This window comes from Brevundimonas sp. NPDC090276, from assembly GCF_044772165.1.
Classification (GTDB): domain Bacteria; phylum Pseudomonadota; class Alphaproteobacteria; order Caulobacterales; family Caulobacteraceae; genus Brevundimonas.
Genome location: NZ_JBIVYK010000005.1, coordinates 1 through 14,043, shown reverse-complemented (window position 1 = coordinate 14,043; position 14,043 = coordinate 1). Strand labels below are relative to the sequence as shown.

At 65.9% G+C, this 14,043-nt stretch carries 9 protein-coding genes; 1 reads left to right on the top strand and 8 read right to left on the bottom strand.

What is annotated here, in order from left to right:
• The 6 genes from ACIQTU_RS15415 to ACIQTU_RS15390 all read right to left on the bottom strand — a co-directional run bounded on the left by ACIQTU_RS15415 (position 1) and on the right by ACIQTU_RS15390 (position 10,438).
• Positions 1 to 1,761: a hypothetical protein gene (locus ACIQTU_RS15415; protein WP_400549130.1), complete on the bottom strand. Its 1,761-nt coding sequence runs from the start codon at positions 1,759 to 1,761 to the stop codon at positions 1 to 3.
• A 47-nt stretch (positions 1,762 to 1,808) separates the two neighbouring features.
• Positions 1,809 to 4,193: a TonB-dependent receptor gene (locus ACIQTU_RS15410; RefSeq protein WP_400549210.1), complete on the bottom strand. Its 2,385-nt coding sequence runs from the start codon at positions 4,191 to 4,193 to the stop codon at positions 1,809 to 1,811.
• Positions 4,194 to 4,472: 279 nt separating this feature from the next.
• Positions 4,473 to 5,801 carry a serine hydrolase domain-containing protein gene (locus tag ACIQTU_RS15405; protein WP_400549127.1) on the bottom strand — a complete coding sequence of 443 codons (1,329 nt, stop codon included), beginning with the start codon at positions 5,799 to 5,801 and terminating at the stop codon, positions 4,473 to 4,475.
• Positions 5,802 to 5,986: 185 nt separating this feature from the next.
• Positions 5,987 to 8,167, bottom strand: coding sequence for a TonB-dependent receptor (locus ACIQTU_RS15400; protein WP_400549124.1), 2,181 nt, complete (start codon positions 8,165 to 8,167; stop codon positions 5,987 to 5,989).
• Between the two features lie 121 nt (positions 8,168 to 8,288).
• The gene (locus tag ACIQTU_RS15395; protein WP_400549122.1) at positions 8,289 to 8,879 is read right to left on the bottom strand and encodes a helix-turn-helix domain-containing protein; all 591 of its coding nucleotides are present in this window, start codon (positions 8,877 to 8,879) and stop codon (positions 8,289 to 8,291) included.
• 77 nt (positions 8,880 to 8,956) lie between these two features.
• Positions 8,957 to 10,438, bottom strand: a complete 1,482-nt coding sequence (locus ACIQTU_RS15390) for a M81 family metallopeptidase (RefSeq protein WP_400549119.1) — start codon at positions 10,436 to 10,438, stop codon at positions 8,957 to 8,959.
• Positions 10,439 to 10,541: 103 nt separating this feature from the next.
• Between ACIQTU_RS15390 and ACIQTU_RS15385 the strand changes: the two genes are divergently transcribed.
• Positions 10,542 to 11,801 (top strand): MFS transporter, encoded by a 1,260-nt coding sequence (locus ACIQTU_RS15385; protein ID WP_400549117.1) that lies wholly within the window; start codon positions 10,542 to 10,544, stop codon positions 11,799 to 11,801.
• On the opposite strand, the gene ACIQTU_RS15380 is transcribed toward ACIQTU_RS15385, so the two are convergent.
• Both ACIQTU_RS15380 and ACIQTU_RS15375 read right to left on the bottom strand, forming a co-directional pair.
• Positions 11,798 to 12,805, bottom strand: a complete 1,008-nt coding sequence (locus ACIQTU_RS15380) for an asparaginase (RefSeq protein ID WP_400549115.1) — start codon at positions 12,803 to 12,805, stop codon at positions 11,798 to 11,800. The two genes, ACIQTU_RS15385 and ACIQTU_RS15380, sit on opposite strands and share 4 nt — an antisense overlap.
• Positions 12,805 to 13,536 carry an aspartate/glutamate racemase family protein gene (locus ACIQTU_RS15375; protein WP_400549112.1) on the bottom strand — a complete coding sequence of 244 codons (732 nt, stop codon included), beginning with the start codon at positions 13,534 to 13,536 and terminating at the stop codon, positions 12,805 to 12,807. The genes ACIQTU_RS15380 and ACIQTU_RS15375 overlap by 1 nt, the downstream gene beginning before the upstream one ends.
• Positions 13,537 to 14,043 lie beyond the last annotated feature (507 nt).

The following is a 14,043-nucleotide window of genomic DNA, read 5'->3' as shown; positions in this document are numbered from 1 at the left end:
CTATTGGGCCTGGCGGCGTTCGGGCCAGGGCTTGTCCGGGGCGGTGAATTTCGGCTCGCCGAGCAGCGGCGACGACAGGGCGTAGACCCCGTTGACCGAGAAGGCCCAGATGATGTTGCGGTCATATTCGGTGAAGACCGCGAAGGTGGAGTTGCCGAAGGTGTATTCGGGCACCTCGGTTTCATTGGCGAAGCGCGGCACGAAATAGCCCGCGATCGTCGGCTGCTCGGGATTGCTCACGTCGAAGAGCTGGATGCCGGCGTTGTAGAAGGCATAGGTGACGATGCCCTGACGGCCGTACTCGGGCTGCGCCAGACCGCCGGACCGCTTGGGCCCGAAGCTGCCGCGCCTTTGGCAGAAGTCGGTGAAGTCGGCGCCCGGCGGCGGCGTCGGACGCGGGAATTTGGCGGCGACACGCAGGTTCGCGGGGTCGCGGGCATCGATCGAGAAGATGTCCTTGTAGGGCTCGTAGCAGTTCTCGTTCATCGGATAGCCGTTCGAGAAGACGAAGCCGGTCCGATCATACTGGCTGACATCGACATTATCGAACTCGGTCCCGGCATAGCTCGGCGGGACGCTGATGTGGCCCAGGGCCGTCGGTTGCGCCGGATTGCTGAGGTCGAAGCTGTAAAAGCCCAGTCCGCCCATGCCGCCGAAGCCGATCTTGCCGCCCTCCTCGACCGGCTGGGACAGGACGATCGGCGTGCGCGATCCCATCCAGCTGGTGCGGTTGCCAGCGCGCGGATTGGCCAGATAGTCGGCCATGCTTGCCGGATCGCCGATCACCTGCCCTGGTACGGTGACCTGGGTGATGAACTTGGGATCGGCGGGGTCCGCCATGTCCCAGACCTGATAGCCCGGCGAATAGAGGTAGTCGGGGTATTCGGTCAGCCCATAGCTGTCGTCAGGCGCCGCCGAGAGCAGCATGTATTTGCCGCCCCACCAGGTGACGCCGTCCAGCGCGCCCGATCCCTGTTGCTCGCCGATCGGCGCGTCGGGATGCTGGTAGTCAGTCGTCCGCGTGGCGATCAGCTCCCACTGGTCGGGGGTCGGGCCGTTCATGACGTAGACCTTGAAGCCCTTCAGCGAGTTGTAATGCCGCTGCGCCTCGACCTTGTCGGGCTGGCGCCGCTTGTCGTCCATCAGGCCGAAACGACCGATCTCATAGGATGCCACCAGGACATTGCGCTGAAGCGACGGGCTCCAGGCGATGGTGACGCCGCCGAAGTAGTCGGTGACGGCCGAGGAATCGAAGTCCTCGCTCGAGCCTTCGGCGCTCCAGACGCCGCCCTGCGACCAGACGATCCTGGCCGCACGCGGATCGGTGACGTCCATGATCCGCAGATAGTCGCGGTCGTGGGTGTAAAGGAAACGCTTGCCCTCGAAATCGACGACGCTGGCCCAGGCGTGCCAGGGCGAGGTCACCGCCGGGTAGAAGGCGACGACATCGACGTTCTTGGCGTAGCTGTTCTGGTCCCAGTGATCGAGCTGTCCCGGAAAGGACGGCGCGCTGGTGGTCAGGGGGGTCGAGACGGGGTGGCGGAAGGCGCCCGTCTCGGGGTCCATGCCATAGTCCACGCCCGGCGTCGGCGGGGTCGGCGGATTTTCGGGGGTCGCGTCCTGCCAAGCCTTGAGCCAGGGATCGACGACGTTGATCGGCCCCAGTTCCTGCCCATGCTGGGCGCTGGCTGTGGTCAACATCGTGGCGTTGAGCAGCGCCGCCATGACGACGCCTGCCCTGATCCCGAAACTGCGCTTCATGGACGTTCCCCTCATAATCAACTGTGCCGACCCCGGCCGCTCGGTTTTCAGAAGCTGAACCGAGCGGTCACGCCATAGGTGCGCGGCGGGATGTAGGTGCCGTAAATGGTGCCGAACAGATTGAGCTTGCTGGTGTAGTTGAGCTCATCGGTCAGGTTCTTCACCCAGGCCGTCACCTCCCACTTGCGGTCCGCGTTGCGGATGCCGATCCGGGCGTTGGCCAGGGTCTCGGCGTCGAATTTCAGCAACTCGGTGTTCGGATTGTCGAAGTAGGCCTCGCCCGTATACTGGAAGTCGCCGCCGGCGGTCAGGACCAGGTCATTGCCGATCGGTCGGTCATAGTTGGCCGAGATCCCGAAGGCGTGCTCGGGCGTCCGACGACAGGTCTTGCCGTCCAGATCGGTGCCGTCGTCGTCGATGATCAGCTCGCCGGTGAAGTTGCAGCGCGAATAGGCGTAGTTACCCGAGACGGTGAGCTCATCGGTCAGGCGCGCGTGAACATCCAGCTCCAGACCATAGGCGCGGGTGCCGTTGGCGGCGTTGAAGACGAAGTTGTCGGGCGGCATCCCCGGCCCTGGCGACACAAACTGGTTGGTCTGGAGATTTTCGTACAGGGTGTAGTAGGCCGCCGCGTTGACGAAGACGCGACGCTCGGCGAAGGCCATCTTGGAGCCGAGCTCGAAGCTGTCGGCGGTTTCAGGGTCGAACGACACCAGGGCTTCCGCCGGGGTATTGGCGTCTTCACCGGTCCAGCCGCCCGGCTTGTAGCCCCTGGCGTAGCGAGCATAGAGCGAGACATCGTCATTCGGCTCGTAGCGCAGCGTGACGCTGGGCAGCCAGGCGTCCCAGGAGCGTTTTTCTCCGACAGTGAAGTTGACCGGCGCGCCTTCGAACGACTCGCCCGAACGGGTGTTCGTATAGTCCTTGCGGTCATAGGCGTAGCGCAGGCCGGCATCGAAGGTGAGTTGCTCGTTCAGGCTGTAGCTGAACTCGCCAAAGACGCCGATGTTGTCGTTCTTCGACGTCGTCACCGTGTGGTTGGAGCCCGGGAAGGGCGAGGCGGGCGTGCCGCCATACGCCATCGCAAAGGCGAACTCGGTGATCGCCTGGAAGTCGGCGAACAGGAAGTTCACGTCCTCGGCGCGGCGGATATTCTCATGTAGATAATAGGCGCCGCCTTCCAGTCTCAGGGCGCCGCCCTTGTCCCAGCGCAGGCGTACTTCCTGCGAGAACTGCTTCACGTCCTCCGCCTTGCCGCTGTCGAAATAGCTGTCCGGCACGGTCTCGAGATAGGTGTCGAGACCCGCCAGCATGGCCGAGGTCACGTCGGGGGCGTTGGTGGCCGGATCAATCGGGAAGTCGAAGTACATGCCCGACCCGTCTTCGCGGGCCGCCAGCTCTGAGTCGCGATAGGCGGTCTGCAGGGCGACGCTGAGGCTGTCGCTCGCCTCCCAGTCGACCGTGGCGCTGATCCCGTACATGTCGGAATTCTGATAGCCGGTGAAGTTGTGCGCGCCTTCACGGCGCTTGTCGCTGCGGAAGGGCGCATTGCGGTCCGGCAGGACAAAGCCCGGCAGGCTGGCGATCGGCGGGGCGAAGAAGCTGTTGTAAGTGACTTCGTTGCTGTCGCCCGGGACGACGATGTCCACCCAGCGCGCGCCGTCGCGGTGTCGCGTATAGTCAGCCGCCAGATTGATATCGAGCTTGTCGTTGGGCCGCCAGCGGAGCTGGGCGCGGCCTGACTGCGCGTTCTGATCCTCTTCGTCGCCGCCGCGAGTATTGACTGCATAGCCGTCGTGGGTGCGCGAGCTGACCGTCAGGCCAAAGCCAACCGTATCCGACAGAGGGCCGCTGACCGAGGTCGCCACATCGAACTTGGCGTAGTTGCCGACGGTGACCTCGCCACGCCCTTCGAACTCGTCGCCGGGTTTCCGGGTCACATAGTTGATCAGGCCGCCGACCACGCTCTTGCCGAACCGCAGCGACTGCGGTCCCTTGAGCACCTCGACCCGCTCCAGATCATAGAGGTCAAGCTGCGCACCCGTGCCGCGCGACATGTAGACGCCGTCAAGGAAGAGCCCGACCGCGCCGTCAGCGCCGGCGCCCTGGATGTCCGAGCCGATGCCGCGAATGAATAGCTCGGTGTCCACCGCACGCTCGGCGCTGAGCTTGAGCCCCGGAACGCGATAGGCGATTTCCGAAAAGTCCTTGATGCCGGCCTGCTCCAGCGCGGCGGCGCCGAAGACCTGGACCGAGATCGGCACGTCCTGCAGCCGCTCCTCGCGCTTGCGCGCCGTGACGACGATGTCGTCCACCGAGGTCGTGGATACGGCGGGGCCATCCGACGCCACCTGCGCCCACGCCGCGCCCGGCGCGACACAGGCCGCCACAGTCGCCAGCAAGGCCCAGCGCAAATTCCGCTTCGATCTCATCACCCACCCCTCCCGATGACCGGACACGCCTTGATCCTTGTACGGAAAGTGCGGAGGCCAGTCTGATTGATTTCCCGAGGGTGACGTTACTGACGTCTTTATATCTAACTAATAGATTGTCTGATGCTTGATATTCATTTTTTGACATATACACCTTGGCAGGCTGTGCCCATGCCGATTTGCAGCTCTGATCGGCCGCCAGCATTGGCGCCACCAATTTTCTGGCTACATAGGGCAGCGCTGGCCTAGCGGCCCGAGCGATCGGACCTGACTCCTGCGCTAGTCCCTGATGCTGCGCGCGCGCACCACACCGCCGATCTCGACGTTGCTGACCCGCCCGACCTCGTCGCGCAAGAAGCTCACGACGGTCGCGCGTTGGGTGTCGATGAAGCGATCAGGGCCCTCGGGGACCAGTTCGGCCACCTCGCCGACAATGGACAGGACCTTGAGAGCGCCGCCGTCGGGCGCGACCACCACCGTGAGGGCGTCTTCATTCGAGCGATAGGTCCCGGCATAGGCGGCCATCCGATCCGCGCTCAGTGCGACGGGCGTGATCCGGGTCGGCTCATAGCCGGGCCAACCGTATTCGGCGGCGACGGCCTGCATCAGACTGGCGATCAGCACCCCGCCCCGGTCGCCGTTGGTCATGATGACCACGCCCTGATCGCGCTCTGGAAAGCCCACCAGCATGGCGCGAAACCCGTCGTTGGCGCCGCTGTGGCTGTAGCGCAGGTCGCGCCCCTGCCCGGCTGCCATCAGCCCCAGGCCCCAGCCGTCGCGGACCTCGGTCAGCATGACGCGGGCTGTCGCCTGTTGAAGAACCGCCTCGCTACGACCGGCCCAGGAGTCGTTCAGGCCGATGACAAAGCGCGCCAGGTCCGACGAGGTGGTCCATAGACCCGCCGCCGCCAGTTCGGGATAGGTATGAAACCGTCCCGGCGTCGGTGCGCCATCAGCGCGATGACCGGTTGCGGCGTGCTCCTCCCACGCTGTCGGCAAGGGCTGGGCATAGGCGCTGGCGCTCATGCCCAGCGGACGCAGCACCCGCGTCTGCATCAATTCGGCGAAGTCGGTCGCCCCTGCCTGGCTCATCAGCAGTTGGACGATCGTGATGCCGCCGCCCGAGTACCTCTGACGTTGTCCCGGCGTCAGATCGACCACCACCGGCGCGGTGTTGGCGGGCGCGGCGCCGTTCAGGATCGCCTCGACCGTCGGCAGTTCGGTCCCGGCGGCATAGCCGGGGAAACCGCCGACCGTCAGTCCGCCTGTGTGGCTGAGCAGGTGGCGCAGGGTGACGGGGGTCCGCGCCGTCAGTTCGTTGTCCGGAATCTTCCAGCCTGACAGCCGGTCGTTGACCGGTGCATCGAGCGACAACAGGCCGTCCTCGACCATGTCCAGCGCCACCATCGCCGCCACCGGCTTTGAGATCGAAGCCGCCTGGAACAGGGTGTCCACATCGACCCGCCGCCCGGTCGCCGGATCGGCCAGACCGTAGGTGCGTGTCCAGGCGATGCGTCCGCCGTCGACAAAGGCGATGCTGACGCCCGGCACCTTCAGCGCCTGCATCTGCGCCTCGATTGTGGCTGGGGGGTAAACCCGACCCGCCACCTGAACGCGCGGCGTCAGGCCCTGCGCGATGCGGCTGATCCGATCGGCCTCGTCTCCCCGCGCGAAAGAGGCGGTCCCGGCAAGGGCAAGGACGGCGAGGCCAAGGATCGCGCTACGTATGGTCGGTGTCTCTGAATCGCCAAACGGCGGGCTGACCCTGGCCAGCCCGCCGCTTCAGGTGTGGATCAATAACGGGCCCGGAACTGAAGCCCCCAGTAGCCGCCCGGCGACTGGATGAAGTTGTGCACCAGGCCGGCCGACAGCTGCTGGTTCAGCAGATAATACTCGTCGTCAAAGACGTTCTTGCCGAACACCGCCACCTCATAGCGACCGCTGGGATCCTCGACAGAGGCGCGCAGGTTCACCACCGAGGAATCGCCCGTGGTGAAGGCCTCATTGTTTGACGGCTGGCTGTAGGCCTTCCCGACAGCCTGATGCTCGGCGCGCAGGGCGACGGCGAAGCCTTTGACGTCGAAGGCGTAGTCGACGGCGTGGAAGGCGGTGAACTCGGACGCGCCCGCCAGACGATTGCCGCTGTAGTTGACGCCCGCGACGACATAGTCGCCGTACTCAGGCTTCTGGAACGACAGGGCGCTGGTCAGGGTCAGGCTTCTGGTCGGACGGAAGGTGATCTCGCTCTCGATCCCCGTGTTCTTCACCGCCCCGTTCAGCAGCACCAGAGCGTTGTTGATGGTCGAGCGCGTCAGCAGGTTGTCGTAGTCATAGTAGTAGGCCGACAGGTTGACCCGCAGACGGCGGTCCAGCCATTCCGACTTCAGCCCGCCCTCGTAGCTCCAGACCTCTTCCGGCTCATAGGCCTTCTCGGACGGCTTGCCGGCGTCGAAACCGCCTGACTTGTAGCCGTTGGTGACGCTGGCGTAGACTAGCACGTCGTCGGCTAGGCGATAGTCGATGGCCAGACGCGGCGTCAGCTTCTCGAACGAGGCCTCGCGGTTCACCACCCCGATCGTGGGCTGATAGATGCCCTGGCCCAAAACCAGGGTGAAGGGCGCCGTCAGGGCGTTGGTCTGGACAGACTGGTCGATGGTGTCGTGGGTCCAGCGTAGGCCGGCGGTCAACCGCAGACGCTCGGTCAGGGCGTAGTTGACCTCGCCGAACACGGCCCAGCTCTCGGTCGTCTGGCGCTGGCTGCGGGTCTGGGACGAGGTCAGGGTCGCCGCGCCGGGAATGTTGAACAGCTTCAGCAGGCCCGCCTCGGCCGTGATGGTCATATCCTCGGCGGCGCGCTCGTCATAATAGCTGGCCCCGGCCAGCCAGGTCAGAGGGCCGTCGCTGGTCGAGACGGCGCGGAACTCCTGCGACTCTTGCTTGAATTCCTGCGGGTTCTGTTCACGCAGCAGGTTCAGGCTGGTGCGGTCGGTGTCGGCGGCCACGAACCAGGTGTCGTTGCGATAGCTGGTGATCGAGCTGAGCGTCATGCCGTCCAGCGCCCAGTCGGCTCGCAGGCTGACGCCGCGCGTGTCGACCTCGCGCTTGGTCTCGGCGTTCTGGGAGATGGGATCATTGAAGCCCGGCGTCAGATTGCCCGGCAGCTTGACGCTGTTCTTCTCCTGAATGCCGTCGCTGCGCAGGCGGCCGTAGTCGGCGCTGATAAGGAAACTGAGATCGTCGGTGGCCAGCACCTTGACCTGGGCGCGGCCCGCCAGGGTCTGTTCCGAGCCGACTTCTTCCTTCTTGAAATCATTCCAGTATTGCGGCTCGACGTCGTTGTACTGGGCCGCGATGCGGGCCATGACGCGGTCACTGATCGGCAGGTTGATCGCCCCGCCGATGCGGTCGTCCATCCCGCTCATCTGACCGTCGACATAGGCGTCGAACTGGTCCGAAGGCTTCTTGCTGACCACGGCGATGGCGCCGCCGATGGTGTTGCGGCCGAACAGGGTGCCTTGCGGTCCCTTGGCGACTTCCACCCGTTCGATGTCCAGCAGGGCCAGGTTGTTCAGGCCCGGACGGCCCATATAGACGTCGTCGATGAAGACCGGCACGGCGGTCGAACCTTCCAGCGTGGTGCCGCCCGAGCTGATCCCGCGCACGCGGAAGGCCCCGAAGCGCAGGCCCGGCCCAGAACCCGTGGTCAGGCCCGGCACATAGCCGCCCAGATCCTGCAGATCCTTCATCGCCGACTTCTCGACCAGTTCCGGGGTGACGACACCGATCGATATCGGCACGTCCTGCAGACGCTGTTCGCGACGCTGAGCCGTCACGACGACCTCGCCAAGCGTGGTCGTTTCCTGCGACGTCGTTTCGGGCTGTTCCTGAGCGACCGCGCCCGAGACGGCGACCAGCAGCGCCCCGGCGCTGGCGGCGGCGAGCAACAGTCCGCGTGATCTGATGGCGTCGTTCACGTGTGATCCCCCGATGATTTTCTATGCGGTCAGGCCGCTTGAAATCATCGGTATGCGATCATTCATTTTCCCACAAGAGAAATTCTCTCCGTGAGCGTTTTGTAACCTGACCCCCTCGAGATCAGTGGTTCAGGTTGACCGAAACGATCCAGGCCTCGCCCTCGCCGACATTGAGGTAGGCGTGGCCCATGCGGCTGTCGATATAGACGCCGTCGCCGACATCCAGCGCGCGGGGACCATAGAATTCCGTGTGCACCTCGACCCGCCCCTGGACGACCAGGATGAACTCCTCGGCGTCGTGCTTCAGCAGGTCGCCGAACTCCTCCAGCGTCCTCGCCTTGCACTGGCAATGGATCGGCATCATCGCCTTGACCCGAAGGTCGCTGCACAAATAGTTGTAATTATAGTTCTTTGTTTCGACCAGTAGACCCGAGCCCTTCATCGCCCAACTGATCCGGGCGGTCGGCTGGCCGCGCAGGGGGTCGTCCTGAGCGTCCAGCGACAGGAACTCCGAGAAGCTGATGTCGAAGGCTTCGGCCAGTTGCTGGATGCGGTCGTAGTTCAGGGTCAGCACCCCGTGCTCGACCTTGGACAGGGTCGACAGCGGGATGTGCGACTTCTCGCTCAGCACCGCCAGGCTCCACTTGCGCTCCTTGCGCAGGGCCTTGACCCGCGGGCCCAGAGGTCCGCTCCGCTTCTTGCCTGTTTCCATGCGCGGCATCCCGTTGGCGCACCGGGATTTTCCCCGAAGGCCTTATTCTCCTTGGATAGTCCGCTGCATGGCTCCCGTCAAAGGCCCCTCAGACAGCCCTCCGCGAACGGATCGGCGCATCGCGGCCAGAAGTCGAGGCTGCGGCGCTCGAACGGGATGGCGGTCATATCCCCCATGATCGCCCCCGGCCCGGCGACATGGATGATCTCGGCGGCGATGGGCGCGAAGGCGGCGTAGAAGTGGTTGTAGGTCTTCACCACCGCCACACGCAGGGCGGCGACGTCCAGCCCCAGTTCGGTGAAGACCATGGGACTGAAGCCCTGCATCCGTCGGGCGCAGAGCACGACGTGGACGTCGGCGCCCTCAATCTCGATCCAGGCCGCCGCGCCCAGGGTGACGTAGTCCGCGTTGTAGGAGGGCGTGCGCAGCTCATCGATCAGGCCGCGCACCCGCACCTTCAGGTCCAGCGGCGCGCCGGACGCGGCACAGGCCTTGCCCCCGACCCGCAGCGTCAGCGCCGCCCCGACGCCCGCTTCATGACACAGACCTACTGCGACGGGATCCCACAGCGGACCGAGCGCCGCCGAGCCGATGCCGCGCTCCAGAAGGCGCGCGAGGATGAAGGTGGAATCGCCAGGTGCCCCGCCGCCGGTGTTGTCCGCCGTGTCGGCCAGAACGACCAGACCGGGCGCTGCGACCTCGACCCGATCCAGGGCCTCGTCCACGCCCACCCCCTTGAAGGCCACGTCGTCGCGCATGTCCCAGAAGGTCTGACCCAAATCACGCGCCAACCGGCCCGCCTGGTCCGCATCGCCGTCCGTATAGACCAGCACCTTGGCGCTGTTGTCGGCCACGTCGGCCCAGGGAAAGCCGTGCGCCAGCGACACGGACAGCACGTCAGACTGCGCCTCCAGCATGCCCATGCCGTCGACAAAGGTCCGCATCCGGGGTGCCTGGGTGAAATAGAGGCCGACCATCCGGCAGTCGTGCAAACCAAGGGTCGGACGCACCTCACCCCGCGCCGTGGCCAGCGTCAGGTCGTACAATTCCTGCGCCCGCTCCATCCCGTCGGTGTGCGGGTACTCCTTGAAGGTGATCAGCAGGTCGGCGGCCTCTGTCATGGCCTTCGAGACATGGCAGTGCAGATCCAGCTCCGCCCCGATCGCCACGTTCGGCCCGACCACCGCCCGCATTCGCGTCAGCAGATCGCCTTCGCAATCATCGTACCCGTCAGCCACCATGGCCCCGTGCAGCAACAACAGGACGGCGTCGAACGGTCCCTGCTCGGCTGCGTCACGCAGGATTTCGTCACGCAGGGTCTCATAGACCGTCCGCACCGTCGGGCCGCTGGGCTGGGCGAAGGTGACCACGCTGTGGAAGATTTCATGCCCGCCGCGCTCGGCGGCGGCCTGCCACATCAGCAGGGGCGCGGTGATGGCGGTCGGCGTCAGGCCGTCGCGGCCGCGCTGGATGCCGAACTCCTCGAACGCCGCCCAGCCCGTCGGCATGGGCGAGAAGGTATTGGTCTCAGTCATCAGGGCGGCGGTGAAGATGCGCACGGTCAGCCTCGGAACATGAATTCTCCCTTAGGCACTAGTTTTCTTATTAGAGAAATTCAAGCGCCATGCTAGGCCGGTCATCGATCGACCAAGGGGGGCCTTCATGTCGCACGTCTATCCATCATCCGTTCGCGCCTGGGTGACACTGGCGGTGCTCGTGGTCGGGGTGCTGCTGGCCTATGTCGATCGCCAGATCCTGTCGCTGCTGGTCGATCCGATCCGGGCCGATCTGGGGCTGGACGACACCCGGATCGGCATCCTCCAGGGCCCGGCCTTCGCCCTCTTCTACGCCTTCGCCGCCTTGCCGCTGGGGCTGATGATCGACCGTTACAACCGGCGCAACATCCTGATCGTCGGGGTTCTGGTCTGGTCGGTGGCGACGGCCGCCTGCGGACTGGCGGTCGATTTCTGGTCGCTGTTCGCGGCGCGTGTCGGCGTGGCGGTGGGCGAGGCCTGCCTGATTCCGGGCGTCCTCTCCCTGCTGGGCGACGTCTTCTCGCCGCGCCGCAAGCCGACGGCCTTCGCCGTCTATATGGTGCTGGTCCTGGTCGGGTCGAGCCTGGCCATCGTCGCCAGCGGCGCCGTCATCGACGCCATCGCGACGGGTGGCCACCATGTCGGCGCCATCACCACGCCCTGGCGTGTCGCCTTCCTATGGGTCGCCCTGCCCGGACCTCTGGTCGCCCTGTCCTTCGCCGCCTTGCGCGAGCCGGCCCGCAGCGGCGTGACGGGCCCGGCCTCGGGCGAGACCCTGAACCGCGACAGTCTGCGTATCCTGCTGTGGCTGGTGCCAGGCCTGGCCTGCGCCAGCGTCGCCTTCCAGTTGACCCTGATCTGGTTCCCCACGATCCTCGTGCGCGACTATGGCCTCAGCGGCGGACAGGCCGGACGGCTGCTGGGCCTGTCGGTCGCCCTCGCCAGTCTGGGCGTCGGTCTGGCGGCGGCCTTCGCGCCCCGTCTGCTGAAGAACCGCCTGCGGCCTATGCTGCTCTGGGCCGGGGCGGGTCTACTGATCGGCGCGCCCCTGCTGCTGCTGGCCCGTAACGTCAGCCCCGATACGGCGGTGCTGAGCGCCACCCTGGCTGCCGCGCCGGCCCTTCTGGCCTATTGCCTGGCGCCGACCCTGATCCAGGCCGTCGCGCCGAACCGCTACTGGGGCCGCACCACCGCCGTGTTCAAGCTGATCGAGTCGATCATGATCGCCGGCGCCGCGGTGGTCGTTGGCGTCGGGTCCGACCATCTGGGCCAGGGCGGACTGGCGACAGTGCTGATCTTGACCCTGGGGCTCAGTCTGATCCTTGGGGCCGCGGCCCTGTTGCGGGCGCGCGGCAAGGTCGCCTCAATGCAGGAAGCCGCCGCCTAGCTTGCGGCGAAGCCTTCAAAGAAACCCCGTACCGTCTCCGGCGTCGCGTCGCCCGACAACAGCAGCGCCAGGGCACACCGCGCCTTCAGCGCGTCCAGCGACCCCGCTGCGATCAGACCGCGCTGGATCAGGTCCATCTCGCCGCCGGCATAGCCATAGGTGCCGCTCAACGTCTGGAAGCCGCGCGTTCGCGTGCAGAAGACCACAGGCATTCGCGCCGCCAGCCGCTCCAGCGTCGGTGCGAGAACCGCCGGGGCATGTCCGCCGCCGGGCAAGCAAAGCACCAACCCGTCGACGCCGCCCGTCTCGAACAACTCCAGCACCTCGGGCTCGAACCCGGCATGTACGACGACGACGGGCACGACCGGACGCCCGGCCCCCAGCTTCAGCCTCGGGACAGGCTTTGTCGGCCGCGCAGCGACCTGCACCCGCCCTTCACAGACCCAGCCCAGCGGCCCCAGCGGCTCCGACGAAAACGCATACGGACCAAAGGTGCGCGTCTTGCGCACCAGGGAGGCCGCATGGATTTCCTCGGCGAAGACCACCAGGACGCCCAGACCACACGCCTGCGGGCTGGCCGCGACCTGACAGGCCGCGATCAGATTGGCCAGGCCGTCGGCGCCCGGCGCATCGGCGGTCCGCATGGCGCCCGTCACCACGATGGGGACGGGACTGCGCGTCATCAAATCCAGCCCCCAGGCCGTCTCTTCGATGGTGTCCGTGCCGTGGGCGATGACAATCCCATCCACATCGCCTGCCGCCGCCAGAGCCTCAGCCACCTCGGTCAGACGCGCCATGTCATACAGGCCGATATTGGCGCTGGGCTTGGCGAAGACCTCGACCACCGTCAGGTCGATGTCTGCAGCGTCGGCGACCCTCGCGCCTATGTCGGCCCCGCAAAGGGCGATCTCCGCCCCTCGTCTCGACGCCGTCATGGCGATGGTCCCCCCAGTGCTGAGCAAGGCGATGCGGCGACGGGCGGCCGTGCCCACGGGCTCGCTCATCACGCGCCAACGCCCTCGGCAAAAGCGGCGTCAGACTCGGCCAGCGCCTGCAGACTAGCGCGCGCCAGCGCTTCAGTTGCGTCGACGCACAAGGCCTGGAGCGCGGCAGGAAGATGCGACAGGCAAAGCGGAAGTTCGGTGCAGCCCAGAATGACCGCCTCGGCCCCGGCGTCCCTCAAGTCCCGGACCTGTTGCGCCAACCTGGGCAGAGCCTCGGCCATCCGACCGGACTTGATGGTGTCGATGACACCCATGACGGCGGCCTGATCCGGCGGCGTCAGAACTCGCCGTCCGCTGACTTCCAGCCGCTGATGATAGATACCCGACCGCACCACGCCCGTCGTGGCGATCAGACCCACGGTTGCGACGGCGTCGAAACGCAGATCCAGGTCCTGCATCGTCGCTTCGACGATGTGGATCAGCCGCACTCCGGTACCGGCCTGAAGGTCATCAAACCAGTAATGGGCGGTGTTGCAGGGAATAGCGACGTGGCTGACCCCGGCCCGCTCCAGAGCCATCAGCGCCGCCTGCATCGCCGGCAGCGGACTCTCGCCTCGCCCCAGGATGGCCGCCGTCCGGTCCGGCGTGGCCGAGGCCGAAAAGGTCACAACCGGGCGATGGTCCTGATCGCGCAGGGCGTTTGACAGATCCTGCAGTTTGGCCAGGAAATCCAGCGTCGCCGCCGGCCCCATCCCGCCAAGCACGCCCAGCAAGGGCAAGGCCGTCGGCACGGGGGAAGGGCTCGTTGCAGTGCCGTTCGTCGCGGCCGATTGCACCAAGGTCATGGTTCCAAAATTCTCTAAATCACGATAATTTTCTATTTAGAGAAAAATTGAGAACGCCGAAAGAGCGCCGAAGCGATTTTGCACAATGAAAGGGTGCGAGCGGCAGCCGCGGCCGCCCGGCGACGCAGCAGGATGTGACGACAACTCGCCCCACGGTCAGCTTCATGGCTCAGCGTCAGCTTACGATCTGCCCGCCCCCACCGGCGCGGATGACTGCCCCTGTCCTCAGAAAGGGCTCGGCGGCCCGAGACAAAGGGCGCCGACATTCAGCCGGAAGAGACGCTTTTTGGGCATAAGGGGGCCATTCGGAAAGCGAGGCCGGGCATAAGGCGCGCATAAGAGCGCTGGCAACAGTCCAGCAGGACAGCCCTGGATGTGGCTTCGGCGGCGTCGGGCCTGGGTTCCGCAGAGGGCGGCGGCTTGTTGTGGCTGGACAGCAAAAAGCCCCGCGGT